Source organism: Stenotrophomonas sp. YJH_SMC_64 (assembly GCF_059371375.1).
On the sequence record NZ_JCAFUN010000008.1, the window covers coordinates 158856 to 173985 of the forward strand.

Consider the following 15130-nt stretch of genomic DNA (forward strand, 5'->3'; position numbering starts at 1 on the left):
GCGCGCCCCGACGAGGCCAGCCGACGCCCGCCTCGCCCTCCCCGCCCCGGGCTCATCCGGGGCGGCTGTCTGTTGACCAGGACCGCGTCGGTACATGCTGCAGATTCCCCCCGAAAATGTCTGGATCGCACTGGCGGTCACCCTCGCGGCCGGCCTGGCCACTGCCATCGGCAGCCTGCTGGTGCTGTTCTCGCGCCGCCCCAATCCGCGCCTGCTGGCGTTCGGCCTGGCCTTCGCCGGCGGCGCGATGGTCTACGTGTCGCTATCGGAAATCCTCAACAAATCCATCGCATCGTTCGCCCTGGCCTATGGCGAGCGCACCGGCTTCACCTACGGCACGCTGGCCTTCCTGGCCGGCGTGATCGTGATCGTGCTGATCGATCACTTCATTCCCAATCCGCATGACAGCCTGGACAAACAGGACCCTGCGTTCCGCGAGAACAGCCGCGAGTACCTGAAGCGGGTCGCGCTGCTGACCTCGGTGGCGATCACCGCGCACAATTTCCCGGAAGGCCTGGCGACCTTCTTCGCTACGCTGGAAAGCCCGTCGGTGGGCATGCCGCTGGCCTTCGCCATCGCCATCCACAACATTCCCGAGGGCATCGCGATCGCGGTGCCGGTGTACTTCGCCACCCAGAACAAGTTCTATGCGTTCAGTGCCAGCCTGCTGTCCGGCCTGGCTGAGCCGGTGGGTGCGGTGCTGGGCTACTGGTTGTTGTCAGGATCGCTGTCGCACGCCACGTTTGGCTGGGTGTTCGGACTGATCGCCGGCGTGATGGTGTTCCTGGCGCTGGACGAGCTGCTGCCGGCAGCCAAGCGCTATGCCAAGGGCCACGAGACGGTATATGGCCTGGTGGCCGGCATGGGCACCCTGGCGATCAGTCTGGTGCTGTTCAAGTGGTGAGGGGTTCCCGGCCAACGGGCTGAGCCCCCTCGCGGCTGGCACGTTCCGCAGTATCGAGAGGTCACGGGGGGGGCCGGCTTGCAGGGGTGTCCGCGGCATCCATGCCGCAGACACCCCTGCAAGCCGGCCCCGCCCGTGCCCCGTCATTCTTCCGTGCACGCCAGCCGCGCGATGAAAAGATTGAAGAGCGAAGCGCGCGCTGCGCGCGTGAGTCGAGTACGACTCGAGTCTACAAAGGCTGCGTGCGGGTATGGGCCTACGCTGCGGATGTCCGGGTCCGCCTTGTAGCGAGCCGAGCACCGCAGGTCCGGCGAGGGCGAAGAGGCGCGGGTGTCTGAGCGCTGCGAATGGCACCGACCAAGCGCCCGGCGCCGCCGAACTGCCGTCAGCGCAGCCGATCCAGCGCCTCGACCAGCTCATCGGCCAGCGGCGCGTTCAGCACATACGGGCTCTTGCCGTCGTCCAGCGCGAACTCCAGCGAGGCCGCGTGCAGGAACAGACGCTTCAGCCCGATCTGCTCACGAAGCCGCTTGTTGACCGCCGGATCGCCGTACTTGTCGTCGCCGGCCACCGGATGACCCAGGTGCTGGGCATGCACGCGGATCTGGTGGGTACGGCCGGTCTCGATGCGCACCTCGCAATAGGAATGGCCGCCGCGGCGCTCCAGCACCCGGAAGTGGCTGATCGATTCCTTGCCGATCGCGTTGACCTGCACATGGCGCTCGCCGCCCTGGCGCAGGCCGACATGCAGCGGCGCATCGACCGTCATCACCCCGTCGGGCATGCGTCCGGCCAGCAGGGTCAGGTAGCGCTTGCGGATGCCGGCACCGTGGTCTTCACGCAGCAGCGCCTGCAGTTCGCTCAGCGCCGAGCGCTTCTTGGCCACGATCAGCAGGCCCGAGGTGTCGCGATCCAGCCGGTGGACCAGCTCCAGGGTCTGCCCCGGGCGCAGCGCGCGCAGGGTCTCGATGGCGCCGAAGCTGATGCCGCTGCCGCCGTGGCTGGCCACGCCAGTGGGCTTGTTCAGGGCCAGCAGGCGCGCGTCCTCGAAGACGATGGCCTGCTCCAGCCGGCGCATGAATGCCTCCGGGGGACCCACCTTGTCTCCCTCTTCGGTGAGACGAACCGGCGGCACGCGCACTTCGTCGCCCGCCTCCAGCTTGCGCTCGGCCTTGGCGCGGCCGCCGTTCACCCGTACCTGGCCACTGCGCACCAGCTTGTAGACCAGGCTGCGCGGGGCGCCCTTCAGCTGGCCGAGCAGGAAGTTGTCCAGGCGCTGGCCGGCGCGGTCGGCGGGAACGGTGATCATGCGCACGGAAGGCTTGTCGCCAGCGGGCTTGGTGGGGTCTTGGGCGGTCATCAGGCTGTTTATTCTGTTACACTCGGGGGGCGAGATAAGGGATTGATTTCGTTGGAAGTTACTCAGGGCCAGAAGCCCAGCTTCCGACGAATCCGGCACAGTGCGCGACCACCGCCCGCGGGGCGGCCATGTTAGCGGCTCACCGGCCTTCCCGGCCATCGCCGGATGCCTGACACGCAACCGTGCTGAACATGTCCCGCGTGGCGCTCCAGCCTGGCTGACAGCTGCCTGCGGCCCTGCAACACCCAAAAACCATAAGAGTGAAGCGCTCCCGCGGCCTGCCGTGGTGTCGTAGCGCTGGAAACCCAAGCCGCCCTCCCCGCGCTTGCGCGAATGGGCGGCGAGCCGTGTCCAGAGGCGAAACCCCATGGCGTTCCGCGCGGTAGCCGCTTGCGAGGAACGCAACAATGAAGCGAATGCTGATCAACGCCACGCAGGCTGAAGAGCTGCGTGTTGCCATCGTGGATGGCCAGTCGTTGTATGACATCGACATCGAACAGCCGTCGAAGGAACAGAAGAAGTCCAACATCTACAAGGGCCGGATCTTCCGCATCGAGCCCTCGCTGGAAGCGGCCTTCGTCGAGTACGGCGGTGGCCGCCATGGCTTCCTGCCGCTGAAGGAAATCTCCCGCGACTACTTCCAGGCCGGTGTCGACCACAACAAGGCCGGCATCCGCGAGCTGCTGAAGGAAGGCCAGGAGATCGTCGTCCAGGTCGACAAGGAAGAGCGTGGCAACAAGGGCGCCGCCCTGACCACGTTCATTTCGCTGGCCGGCCGCTACATGGTGCTGATGCCGAACTCGCCCAGCGCCGGCGGTGTGTCGCGCCGCATCGAGGGCGAAGACCGGGCCGCGCTGAAGGACGCCCTGGACAAGCTGAACATCCCCGACGACATGGGCGTGATCATCCGTACCGCCGGCGTCGGCCGCGATGCGGAAGAGCTGCAGTGGGACCTGGACTACCTGCTCAATGTCTGGCGCGCCATTGCCGAAGCGGCACTGAGCAAGCCCGCCCCGTTCCTGATCTACCAGGAATCGCGCCTGATCGTGCGCGCCCTGCGTGACTACCTGCGCGCCGACATCGGCGAGATCCTGGTGGACACCGAGGAGATGTACGAGCACGCCCGCGAATTCATGCAGCAGGTGATGCCGCAGACCCTGCGCAAGCTCAAGCACTACAAGGACGACATTCCGCTGTTCAACCGCTTCCAGATCGAATCGCAGATCGAAGGCGCCTACGAGCGCAACGTGCGCCTGCCGTCGGGCGGCTCGATCGTGGTCGACCAGACTGAAGCGCTGACCGCCGTCGACGTGAACTCCTCGCGCGCCACCAAGGGCAGCGACATCGAGGACACCGCGTTCCAGACCAACCTGGAAGCGGCCGAGGAAGTGGCCCGCCAGCTGCGCCTGCGTGACCTGGGCGGCCTGGTGGTGATCGACTTCATCGACATGGCCTCCAACAAGCACCAGCGCGAAGTCGAGAACCGCCTCGCCAACGCGCTGAAGTACGACCGCGCGCGCGTGCAGGTGGGCCGCATCTCGCGCTTCGGCCTGCTGGAAATGAGCCGCCAGCGCCTGCGCCCGAGCCTGGGCGAGTCCAGCCAGATCGTCTGCCCGCGTTGTGACGGCCACGGCCGCATGCGCAGCGTCGAGTCGCTGTCGCTGTCGATCATCCGCGTGGCTGAAGAGCATGCGATGAAGGAGAACACCGGGCAGGTGCTGGTGCAGGCCCCGGTGGAGATCGCCAATTACCTGCTGAACGAGAAGCGCAGCGCCCTGCGCGAGATCGAACAGCGCCACGAGGCGCCGATCGTGATCGTCGCCGACGAGCAGCTGCACACCCCGCACTACACCGTGACCCGCCTGCGCGAGAACGAGCTGGGTGAAGAAAGCAGCAAGCCCAGCTACCAGCGCGGCACCCCGCGCAAGCTGCCGGTGCACGCGCTGACCAAGGGCCAGCTGAACATCCCGCCGCCGGCGGTGACCCAGGTCAAGCACACTTCCCCGGCCCCGGTGCGCGAGGAAGTGGAGCCGGTCGCGGCCGCTCCGGCCCCGGTCGCTGCAGCGCCTGTTGCGCCGGCCCCGGCGGGCGGCGTGATCGGTTGGCTCAAGCGCGTGTTCGGTGGCGAACCGGCGCCCGCGCCGGCACCGGCCGCCCCGGCTGCACGCCAGCAGCAGGACGGCGGTCGCAAGGACCGCAACAAGGATCGCAACAAGGACCGCAAGGACCGTCGCGACGACAATCGTGGCAATGGCAACGCGCAGCAGCAGAAGGACGGCGGCAACCGCAAGGACCGCGGCGAGCAGCGCAAGGACGGCCGCAACGGCAACAATGGCAATGCGCAGCAGCAGCCGCAGCAGGGCAAGCAGAAGGAGCCGCAGCACAAGGATGGCCAGCAGCCGCCGCAGCAGCAGAACAAGCCGCGCAACGAGCAGCAGGGCCAGAACCAGAACCAGCAACCGAAGCTGAAGCAGCCCAAGCAGCCGCGCCCGCAGCAGCAGGACGGTGACAAGCCGGCCGAGAAGCCGCAGCGCAATGCCGCCGAAGCACCTGCCGAAGCCGTGACCGCAGCTGCAGCCGTAGCCGCTACGGCCGTCGCCGCCAATGGGGTGAACGCGCAGGAAGCCACCGCGCCTGTCGCCCCGGTCGCCCCGGTGGAAGCGGCCGCACCGGTCGACACCGCTGCCAATGCGGCCAGTGCGACCGACGTGGTTGCAGTTGCCGGTGAAGAGGCTGCAACCGACGCCAATGGCGAGCAGGCTGGCGAAGGCGCAACCCGCCGTCGCCGTGGCCGTCGTGGTGGCCGTCGTCGTCGCCGCGGTGGCGCCGAAAACGCCGCCGGCAGCGACGCCCTGGGTGATGACCAGGACGAGGGTGATGACGGTGATGACGCCGACGGCGCCGAGCCGAACATCGACAGCACTGCCGGCACTGCGCCGGTCGCGGCTGTGCAGCCCACGCGTTCGCAGCCGGAGTTCGACTTCGATGACGAAGCCGAGCCGGTCGCTGTCGAAGCCGAGAAGCCAGCCCGTGCTGCCGCCGCTGTTGTCGCCGCGCCGGTTGCCGTGGTGAGCAGCGCTGTGGTCGAAGCCGCCGCCCCGGTCGTGGCTGAAGTGCAGGCACCGGTCGAAGCTGCGAAGACCGAAGCGGTGTCCTCGCCGGTGCAGACCAGCATGCTCGATGCCATCGACGCCGCGACCCCGGTCCAGCCGGTCGCCGCTGCCGCACCGGTCGCCAACGCCACTCCGGTGGTGGACGCTGCTGCGCCGGCCATCGAAGCAAAGCCGGTTGTGGCTGAAACGGCCGCGGTGGTTGAAGCCGCTCCGGTGATCGAAGCGAAGCCGGTCGCAGTCGAGGCCGCGCCGGTCGTGGAATCGAAGCCGCAGGTGGTTGAAGCAACCCCGGTGGTTGAAACCAAGCCGGTGGCCAGTGAGAGTGCCCCGGTGGTGGAGGCCGCCCCGGCCGTTGAAGCCACGCCGGTCGTCGAGACTGCGCCGATCGTGGAACAGCCGGTCGCTCCGGTGGCGGTCGAAGCCGCACCGATCGAAGCCGCCGCCCCGAGCGCTGATGCGGTGGTGACGCCGTCGATCGATCCGGTCGCCGATGGCCATGCCGACGCTGCAGCCCAGGCTGCAGAAGCCAAGGCTGATGAAGAAGACGAAGAGGCCGCCAAGCGCACGCCGCCGGCGAACTGATCGCTCCTTGATAGCGTGAAAGCGAAACGGCGGGGATCAATGATCCCCGCCGTTTTTGTTTGTGCTTCGGGCCGAACCGTGCCAACCAAGGTTGGCACCCACCAGGGCACAACCCGCGCACGGTCACCGCTTTGGTAGAGGCCAACCTTGGTTGGCGCCATTGATCGAGTGCACGCGGACACCCCCGTGCCAACCAAGGTTGGCACCTACTAAGCGTGTCCCGTCAGGGTTTCGGCGCGAACTGCAGGCGGGTCCACACGCCGTAGTGGTCCGAGGCCCAGCGACCGCTGTCGTCGGGCTGGTCGAACAGGATCTTCGCCTCGCGCGCGACCATCTCGTCCTGCTGGAAGAAGATGTGGTCGATCCGCGACGGCGCCTGGTAATAGTGGCGGTTGAGCGTACTGACCCCGGACAGATCGGTGTTGACGTGCACGCTGCCGTAACTGTCGCCGTAGTGGCTGCGCAGCTCGCTCAGATCGCCGGCATCCACCAGTGCATTGAAGTCACCTGCGATCACCACCGGCGCGCCCGCCGACGTCGCGCTGATGAAGCGCAGCAGGTCCTCGACCTGGCTGCGACGGATGCGTTGTCCGCTCTCATCACTGCGCTCGTTCAGATGCGTGGCGTAGACGTTTACCGGCGTGCCATCGACGTCGATGCGCAGGTGGGCCACGGTGCGGTAGTCGTCCAAGGGCTGCAGCAGATGATCCCCCTGGGAAAGGATCGGCCGCCGGGTCAGAAGCGCATTGCCGTAGCGCTTGGGCGCGCCGACCGCATCGGTGGACACGAACACGTACTTGTAACCAAGTTGGCTGGCCAGCCATTGCGCCTGGTTTCGCACGTTGCGGCGTTGGATCACCTCCTGCAGGGCAACCGCATCCGGCTGCAGGCGCTTGAGTTCGGCCAGGATGGTGCGGCGCCGGCGTGGCCAGTCCTCGCGGTCATGATGCAGATTGAAGGTGACCATGCTCATGCCTGGCGCGGTGGCGACATCAGCCGCTGCCCCGGCGGCTGGATCGGCCGCCATCGCGGCGCCCGGCAGTGCCAATGCAATGGCCAGCCCCAGGGCGCGCACGATCGTGCGCACTCTTGCCCCCTGCTGCTTCATCGTTACTGCCCCTTGCGCTCGGCGCGGCGCACCGCGCTCGGTACATCGATCTCGACCCGCGCCGGCAGCTGGTGCACGTGCAGTTCCTTGTTGACCCATTCGGCCGCTTCGCCGTTGATGGTCGCCTCACCCGGATCACCGGCGTACGGCCATGGCAACACCACGCCACCGAGCGGTGGCACCAGGCCCGGCTGCACCTCCAGCACCAGCTGCTTGTCGCTGCGCTGCAGGCGGTAGTTGAGCTGGCCCTGCGGCGTGCGCAGGCCCTGCACGGCGATGCCCTCGCCCTGCAGCCAGGCGCTCGGAATGCCGGCGGCCAGCACCAGCGCATCGTCCATGTCACGGCTGTACGCGAACATGTCCAAGGCCGAGCGCACGAAGTCCGAGGCTACCCAGGCGTGCGGCAGGTCACCGACGAAGAACGGCTTGCGCGGCGTGCGCGAGACCACCTCGGCCCACTGGTTCCAGGCCTGCGGCGCACGGTCCCTGAAGAAGAACTCGGTGGCCTGCCAGGCACGGTCACGCCAGCCCAGGCGTACGAACGCCGCCACGTTGCGCCACTCGTACGGGGTGTAGTCCTTCCACTCACGCTTGCCGTCACGGCGGGCCACGAACTCCTTCCAGTAGCGCTCGAAGGTCGCCTCCAGTGCCTGCTGCGGCAGTCGGCCCTGCTCGCCGCCCGGCGCCAGCGCGATGGTGGTCGAGGTCGCATCGAAATCGCCCAGCTCGGCCGAGCCCGGCAGGTAGTCGATGTCGTGCTGCTGCATCGCCGACAGCAGCGAGGCCTGCAGGTCATCACGGAACTGGTCACGCGATCCGGCGATCTGCATCGCCTCGACCTTGCCCAGCTGGGCCGCCAGCGATGCCGCGTCCTTGTAGCCGCGCAACGCCCAGAAATTATCCCAGTACGAATGCATCGGCTTGGCCGAATAGCCTTCGTGGCTGATCGAGGCCGGCATCATGCCGTAGAAGGCAGGATTGCGTGCCCGGTTTTCCTCGGTGCGCTCGCTGGCGCGCAGCTGCTCCATGTAATTGTAGGCGCCCTGCACGTGCGGCCACATCAGCTCGGTGAACGTGCTGTCGCCGGTGTAGCGTCCATACTCGGCAATGCTGTAGATCAGTTCGCCATGGCTGTCGTTCTCCGGTACCGGGTCGCTGCCGCGCGCGTCGACGCAGCACGGCACCTTGCCGTTCTCGAACTGGTACGGCGCATACCAGTTGATGTAGTCACGCACGGCATCGCTGCGCCCCATGCGCAGCAGGCCCTCGGAAATCATCGCGCCATCGCGGATCCAGCTGCGCGCGTACGAGCGCGTGCCCGGCTGCAGGCGTGGGCCAACCCGCGAGATCAGCATGTGCGCGACGGCCGTGCGCAGGGTATCGACCAGTGCCTCGCCCGCAGCCGGCACCTGCAGCGAGACCACGCCCAGCTTCTGCCGCCATTGATCGGCCACCTGCGCCTGCGCCCTGGCCACGTCCAGCGCCTGCGGCGCCCAGCCACCGGTCTGCGGCAGCACCACCGCCACTTCGCGGCTCTGGCCGGGCTCGAGCTTGATCGTGTACATCAGCGCACCCGACGCCATGCCGGTGCTGTCCTTCACTGCGGTCGTGGCCGGGTACTTGCCGCTTTCCAGATGCATCGCATCGAGCTTGCCATCGAACGTACTGGCAAAGCGCGCATCCGGCACCTGCAGCGGATAGATGCGCGGCTCACCGTTGACCCGAACCAGCTGTTCGCCCACATCCAGTGCATCGATGCGGCTGAAGCCACCGACGGTGTTGAGGAACTGGGTGGGCGGGTTGACCTGCCACGGACGGATTGCCAGCGCCAGGGTGTACTCGTGGGCGACCTTGTCCGGATTGCTCAGCCGGTAGCGGCCGATCAGCTGCGCGCGCTCGGGCGTGCCCTGCACGAAACTGGTCACCGAAAGCCCAGCCTTCTCATGCACCCAGTCGACGGTGGCGATCGGCAGGTAGTGATCCTGCAGCGACTGGGTGATGGCGACCTTCGACCAGTCCAGCAGCTTGCCGTCCAGGCGGATGAACGGCTCGATGCTGAAGCTGCCCTTGGCCGGCTCCAGCGCGCCATCTTCGCTGATCAGCGCCTGCTCCTGGCCACCATCAAGGCCGAGCAGGGTCCAGTACGGCTGTTCGCCCACATAGGCACGCGGCAACGAGCCACGCGGCAGATCGGCGGCCACCGAGGACAGGAAGGCATTGGGCGTTGCGGCGAACGCCAGCGGCTTGAGTGCGATGTCACGGATGCCATAGCGCCAGTTCGGGCCATCGCGCAGATCGAAACGCACGTAGCGCGCGTCGGTATCCGGCAGCGCCAGCCAATCGCGCCCCCCCGCACCGCCGGTCACCTCGCGCACAGTGCGCCAGTCCCGGCCATCCTCGGACGTCCGCACGGTGTAGCGATTGGCTTCCAGGTTCGGCAGCCAATCGATCACTACACCGCCGATCTCGCGGCTCTTGTGCAGGTCCAGGCTGATGGTCTGCTGCTTGACGCCACCGCTGATCCAGAACGTGTCGCTCTTGCCGTCGATCATGCGGTCCTGCAGCGCGGTGGCCGTATCGGCAATCACCGATGGCACCAACGCCGAATCATCCTGCGGCGGCAGGCCCTGCAGGGTCAGCTTGTCGAAGCACACCGTGCCGCGGCCACCGACCTTGCTGTAGATCGTGAACTCGACGGCGGCGCTTCGTGCCATCTCCTTCTCGGGCGAGGGACCCCACGCCTTGTCGATCTGGCGGCGGCGGTACTCGACCGGCGTCCACGCCTTGGGGAAGCTGTAGCCGGGCCGGTTGACCCACCAGACGTTGTCGCCGCTGGCATCGATCAACTTGAACTGCAGGTCGTTGCCCGGCGATTCGCCACGCAGCTGGAATCCGAAGCGGTAATTGACCGGGTATTCGATGTTCAGCGCGCGGCGGATGCCGACGTAGCCGGAGACATCGTGGAAGTCATAGTCCAGGCACAGCGCGCGGCCACCACCGGCACCACTGACCGGGCGCAGCGAACCGCTGACCTGGTCGGACAGCACCAGCGTCCAGGCTGCGATGTCGTCGAAGTCGTCCAGCACCTTCGGTGTTGGCAGCGCCGGTGGTGCGGCGATCGCCAGGGAAGTCCACAACAGGCACAGTCCAACGGCGATCGTTCGCTTCATCCCTTGACGCTCCCCAGCAACAGACCTTGGATGTAGTACCGCTGCAGCACCAGGAACAGCGCCAGCACCGGGACCACGGTGACCACCGCGCCAGCCATCATCATTTCCACGTCCATGATGTGCTCGCGCGAGAGGGTGGCCAGTGCCACCGGCAAAGTGTAGTGCTCCTGGTCGGTCAGCACGATCAATGGCCACATGAAATCGTTCCATGCGCCCATGAAGGTGAAGATCGCCAGGGTCACCAGCACCGGCTTGAGCATCGGCAGCACGATCTGGAAGAAGATGCGCAGCTCCCCTGCCCCGTCGATGCGCGCCGCTTCCAGCAGTTCGTCCGGGATGGAACGCGCGTACTGGCGTACCAGGAAGATGCCGAACACACTGGCCAGCGCTGGCACGATCACGCCACCGAAGCTGTTGACCAGGCCCAGCTGCTTCATCAGCAGGAACAGCGGCAGCATCGCCACCTGCGCCGGAATCACCAGCGCCGCCATCAGCACCTGGAACAGGCGCTCGCGGCCGACGAAGTTGAGCTTGGCGAACGCGTAGCCGGCCATGGTGTTGAGCAGCAGCGAACCGACCGTGATGCCGAGCGACACCAGCAGGCTGTTGGCGAAGTTGCCGCCCATGCCAGTGCGCGCGAACAGCTCATGGTAGTTGTGCGTGGTGATGCTGGAAGGCAGCAGCGGCGGCGGGAAATGGCTGGCCTCGCCCTGCGGCATGAACGAGACCGAGAGCATCCACAACAGCGGTGCCAGGCTGACCAGGGCCAGCACCAGCAACGCACCATTGATCAACCACGGGTACCAGCGCGACTGGCCGATTTCACGACTCATACCAACTGCCTCTTGCGGCCGAAACGCAGCATCACGGTGGTCACCGCCAGGATGATCAGGAACAGCAGGAACGCCACGGCGGAGGCGCGTCCCAGGTTCCACCACTTGAAGCCTTCCTCGAACATGAAATACAGCACGCTGACGGTGCTCTGCAGTGGGTCGCCGCGGGTCATCACGTAGGGTTCGGCGAACAGCTGGAAGTAGCCGGACACGGTAATCACGCCGACCACCAGCAGCACCGGGCCGAGCATCGGCAGGGTGATGTGCAGGAACTGCTTCCAGCGCGAGGCACCGTCGATGCGCGCGGCCTCGTACAGGTCATGCGGGATCGCCTGCAGGCCGGCCAGGAAGATCACCATGTTGTAGCCGAAGTTCTTCCACACCGCGAACAGCATGATGGTCGGCATCGCCCAGTTGGGATCGCCCAGCCAGTCGATCGGGCTGATGCCCAGATGGCCCAGGCCGTAGTTCACCAGGCCGTAGCTGGTATGGAACAGGTAGCGCCAGATCACCGCCACCGCCACCAGCGTGGTCACCACCGGCGCGAACAGCGCGGTGCGGAACAGCGCCTTGAAGCGCGCGGCCGGCGCATTCAGCAGCATTGCCGCGCCCAGCGACACGCCGATCGACAAGGGCACACCGATCAACACGAAGTAAGTGGTATTCCACAGCGACTTCCAGAACATCGGGGTCTGCAGCAGATCGATGTAGTTGCCGAGGCCGACAAAGCGCAGGTTGCTGCTGTCAGCCAGGGCATACAGGTCGAAGTCGGTCACGCTCAGCGCCAGCGCCGAAGCCACCGGCAGGCCGAAGAACACGCCCAGCACGATCAGCGAGGGACCGGCGAAAATCCAGCCGGCGAGTGAAGTACGTTTCATTGCGCGCTCCCGGCGGCCACGGCACTGCTCGATTGCGGCGACGGAACGCGCTGCTGCAGGCGTTGTTGTTCATGCATCCAGCGGCGCTTTGCCAGCACCTTGTCCACGCGCTGGTCGAGTTCTTCGACGGCCTTGTCCAGCGGCAGGCCACCGCGCACCACCTTCTCGGTGACGATGCGCATTTCCTGCACGATGCGCTCCCATTCGAGCACCTTCGGCGTCGGCTTGACCCGCTCCAGCTGGTCACGGAACGCTGCGGCCAGCGGATCGTTGGCCAGCGACGGCGCACTCCACGTGCTGCGGCGTGGCGGCAGGTCGCCGATGATCGAATGGAAACGTGCCTGGATCTGCGGGCGCGACAGGAACTCGATCAGCTTCCACGACGCCTCCTTCTGCTGCGACTTGCGGAAGATCACCAGGCTGGTGCCACCGGCGATGCCCGCGCCCGGACCCTCCGGCCCCGGCAGCGCTGCGGTGCCCCACTGCCCTTCCAGTTCCTTCGGCTGCAGCTTCTTGAACTCGCGGATGTTCCATGGGCCGGAAATGTAGAAGACGTTGAAGCCGCGGAAGAACTCATCCCAGACGTTTGAGATCTGCGTCTCGGACATCTTCGGCGCCCAGCCCTGCTCGAACATGTTGGCGTAGAACGCCAGCGTGCGGCGGAAGCCGGGGCTGCTGAAGTTGCCGCGGGTGTCATCATCGCGCAGCAGCGGATCGGGCTGCTGCAGTGCCAGCGACAGCTGCTGCTCGAACTCGTTGATCGGCATCAGCACCGCATAGCGGTTCGGGCCCTGCATGCGCTTGATCGCTGCCATCTGCTCATCCCACTCCTGCCACGTGCGCGGCGGGTGGTCGTAGCCGGCCTTGGCCAGCAGGTCCTTGCGGTAGTAGATCAGGCGCGTATCGACATACCACGGCACGCCGACCAGCTCGCCGTGGATCACGTTGGTGTCCCAGATGCCCTGGAAATAGTCCTTCTCATCGACCACGGCAGAGTGATCGACGAACGGCTGCAACGGGGTCAGCGCATCGAGCTCGGCGAACTCCGGCACCCAGGTGTTGCCGAGCTGGCAGACGTCCGGCAGGCCGTCGGCGGCGAACGCGGTCAGCAGCTTTTCGTGCGCAGCGGTCCACGGGATGTTCTGCACGTCCACCTTGATGCCCGGGTTCTCGGCTTCGAACTCATGGATCAGTTCGCTGACCACCTCGGCTTCCCGGCCCATTGCCCAGAAGCGCACAGTGGTGGTGCCCGGTTCGGTGCGGGCGCAGCCGGCCACGGCCAGTGCGGCCAGGGCTGGCAGTGTCCAGCGGCGCAGACGGTCGATCCAGTTCGGCATCGGGTTACTTGCCCTGGCCTGTGTTGCGGTTGGCATTGTTCTTCTGTTCCTGCGCGGCAGCCGCGCGTGATTCGGCGATCCCCACCGCGCGTGCCGCCGCGGCCTTTTCGTCTTTCTGCAGTTCCAGCGGCTGGAACGAACCTTCCGGCGCCAGCCAGCCACCAGTGAACCCCGCCCGCTCCAGGCCCTTGCGGATGTACGGGTTCTTCTTCATCACTTCCCAGACGAAATCATTGCGATAGTTGGCGATCATGGTCAGGATCGGCCCCTGGTCGATGGCGATGTAGTCGCTGGCGACCCAGCCACGATCCGGCACCACGCGGCCGGTCTTGATCGGGATGTCGTAGTTGAAGCTGGGATTGAACGAATCCAGGAAGCCGTAGCTGGAATAGATGTAATCGCCGTAGCGCTTGTGCATCTCCAGCGTGGCCGGGATCACCTGTTCCGGCGCGAACACCACCGACGCGATCGCGGCGGTCGGAGCGATGGTGCCGTCATCGAAGTTCTCGCGCAGGCCAGCGCCGCGCGAAGAGTAATGGCGGAACTGGCGCTGCTCGCCACGGTATTCCTGCGTGGTGTTCTGCGGGCCATCGCTGGCGGTCAGGCCCCAGACGTTCTCGCCATAATCCTTCCACTGCATCGGGTTGGCGATGGCGTATTCACGCTGGGCCAGTGCGGCCGAGCGGCTGTTGAGGAAGTAGGTGCTGCCGCGCTCGCGCATGTAGGCGTCCTGGATGTCGCGGAAGTCGATCCAGACGTGGCTGTACTGGTGGCCGAACAGTGGGCCGAAGGACAGGTATTCCTGGCCCTGGTAGACCCCCCAGTCGTTGTCATAGGTGCGCGTCCACACCGTCCACGCATCCGGGCTGACCGGGTGCGTCGGCGAACCGAGGGCAAGGATGTAGACCATCATCGCCTCGTTGTAGCCCATCCAGTCGTGGTCGATGAAACCGCTCTCGGGGAACCAGCCCATCGAGATCAGCGGCGCACGCTGCTGCAGCCAGGGCCAGTCGACCTTCTTGTACAGCGTGTCGGCGATCTGGCGGATTTCCTTCTCGCGCGGATCGTCACCGTCGTAGTACGACTGCGCGAACAGCACCCCCATCATCAGCAGCGCGGTATCCACCGAGGACAGTTCGACCCAGCTGTCGTAGCGACGGCCTTCCTGCATGTCCAGGAAGTGGTAATAGAAGCCCTTGTAACCCGCCTTGCCGGTACGCTGCGGGCCCATCGGCACATCGCGGAAGAATTTCAGGGTAGTCAGGGTGCGGTCGATCGCCTGGTTGCGGCTGACCCAGCCGTTCTCGATGCCGATCGGATACGCGGTCAGTGCGAAGCCGACCGAGGCGATGCTGGCGAACGGCCGCGACGGATAGCGGTCCGGGGTCAGGCCATTGATCTCGTTGGTGGTATCCCAGAAGAACTGGAAGGTGCGGCGCTCGATGTCATCGAACAGCGGCGGCAGCTCAGGTTTCATCGGCCGCGGCGGTGCATCGGCCTCGATCAGGATCACCGGCGGCCGCGGCTTGGCAGGCTCCTGCTGGGCCGGCTGGCAGGCGGCCACGGCCAGGCTCAACGCTGCGGCGGACAACAGATGACGTGCCTGCATGGCGCGATTTCTCCGGTGGTCTGATCGATGGGAAAGCATACCGTCCAATGATCTGAAATCGTTTACAAGGTGCGTTCTTAAAAAACCACGAAAAACGTGGTTTGACACCGCGATCATTGCCCATGCCGATGCCCCCTGACCGGCAGCGGCATGGGCAATGGACCGGCACAGGGCCGGCCATTGCCGTTTTCACGCGACCGATGCCGCCGGCGGAGCGGCGGCATCGGGGCCATGCA

General features: G+C 66.2%; 9 protein-coding genes. 2 read left to right on the forward strand and 7 right to left on the reverse strand.

Going from position 1 to position 15130, the window contains the following annotated elements; genetic code table 11:
- Nucleotides 1-94: 94 nt before the first annotated feature.
- Nucleotides 95-904, forward strand: a complete 810-nt coding sequence (gene zupT, locus AC5P9L_RS10485; protein ID WP_005410317.1) for a zinc transporter ZupT — start codon at nt 95-97, stop codon at nt 902-904.
- 385 nt (nt 905-1289) lie between these two features.
- On the opposite strand, the gene AC5P9L_RS10490 is transcribed toward zupT, so the two are convergent.
- The gene (locus AC5P9L_RS10490; RefSeq protein WP_012480803.1) at nt 1290-2264 is read right to left on the reverse strand and encodes an RluA family pseudouridine synthase; all 975 of its coding nucleotides are present in this window, start codon (nt 2262-2264) and stop codon (nt 1290-1292) included.
- A 407-nt stretch (nt 2265-2671) separates the two neighbouring features.
- On the opposite strand from AC5P9L_RS10490, the gene AC5P9L_RS10495 reads away from it, so the two are divergent.
- On the forward strand, nt 2672-5959 hold the full coding sequence (locus AC5P9L_RS10495; protein ID WP_043034727.1) for an Rne/Rng family ribonuclease: 3288 nt from the start codon (nt 2672-2674) through the stop codon (nt 5957-5959).
- Nucleotides 5960-6182: 223 nt separating this feature from the next.
- Here AC5P9L_RS10495 and AC5P9L_RS10500 read toward each other — a convergent pair whose 3' ends face one another.
- From AC5P9L_RS10500 to AC5P9L_RS10525, 6 genes are read right to left on the reverse strand one after another with little or no spacing between them, the layout of a single operon-like run.
- Nucleotides 6183-7067, reverse strand: coding sequence for an endonuclease/exonuclease/phosphatase family protein (locus AC5P9L_RS10500; protein WP_024956632.1), 885 nt, complete (start codon nt 7065-7067; stop codon nt 6183-6185).
- Nucleotides 7068-7069: 2 nt separating this feature from the next.
- Complete coding sequence (locus tag AC5P9L_RS10505) at nt 7070-10237, reverse strand: discoidin domain-containing protein (RefSeq protein WP_227415679.1); 3168 nt, start codon at nt 10235-10237, stop codon at nt 7070-7072.
- A complete protein-coding gene (locus AC5P9L_RS10510; protein WP_005410322.1) occupies nt 10234-11070 on the reverse strand; it encodes a carbohydrate ABC transporter permease in 837 nt (278 codons plus the stop codon). The genes AC5P9L_RS10505 and AC5P9L_RS10510 overlap by 4 nt, the downstream gene beginning before the upstream one ends.
- Nucleotides 11067-11948, reverse strand: coding sequence for a carbohydrate ABC transporter permease (locus AC5P9L_RS10515; protein WP_005410323.1), 882 nt, complete (start codon nt 11946-11948; stop codon nt 11067-11069). Before AC5P9L_RS10515 ends, AC5P9L_RS10510 begins: the two co-directional genes overlap by 4 nt.
- Nucleotides 11945-13285, reverse strand: a complete 1341-nt coding sequence (locus tag AC5P9L_RS10520; RefSeq protein ID WP_227415680.1) for a sugar ABC transporter substrate-binding protein — start codon at nt 13283-13285, stop codon at nt 11945-11947. The genes AC5P9L_RS10515 and AC5P9L_RS10520 overlap by 4 nt, the downstream gene beginning before the upstream one ends.
- A 4-nt stretch (nt 13286-13289) precedes the next feature.
- Entirely contained in the window at nt 13290-14894 is a 1605-nt protein-coding gene (locus AC5P9L_RS10525; RefSeq protein WP_227415678.1) for a glucoamylase family protein, read from the reverse strand.
- Between the last annotated feature and the right edge of the window lie 236 nt (nt 14895-15130).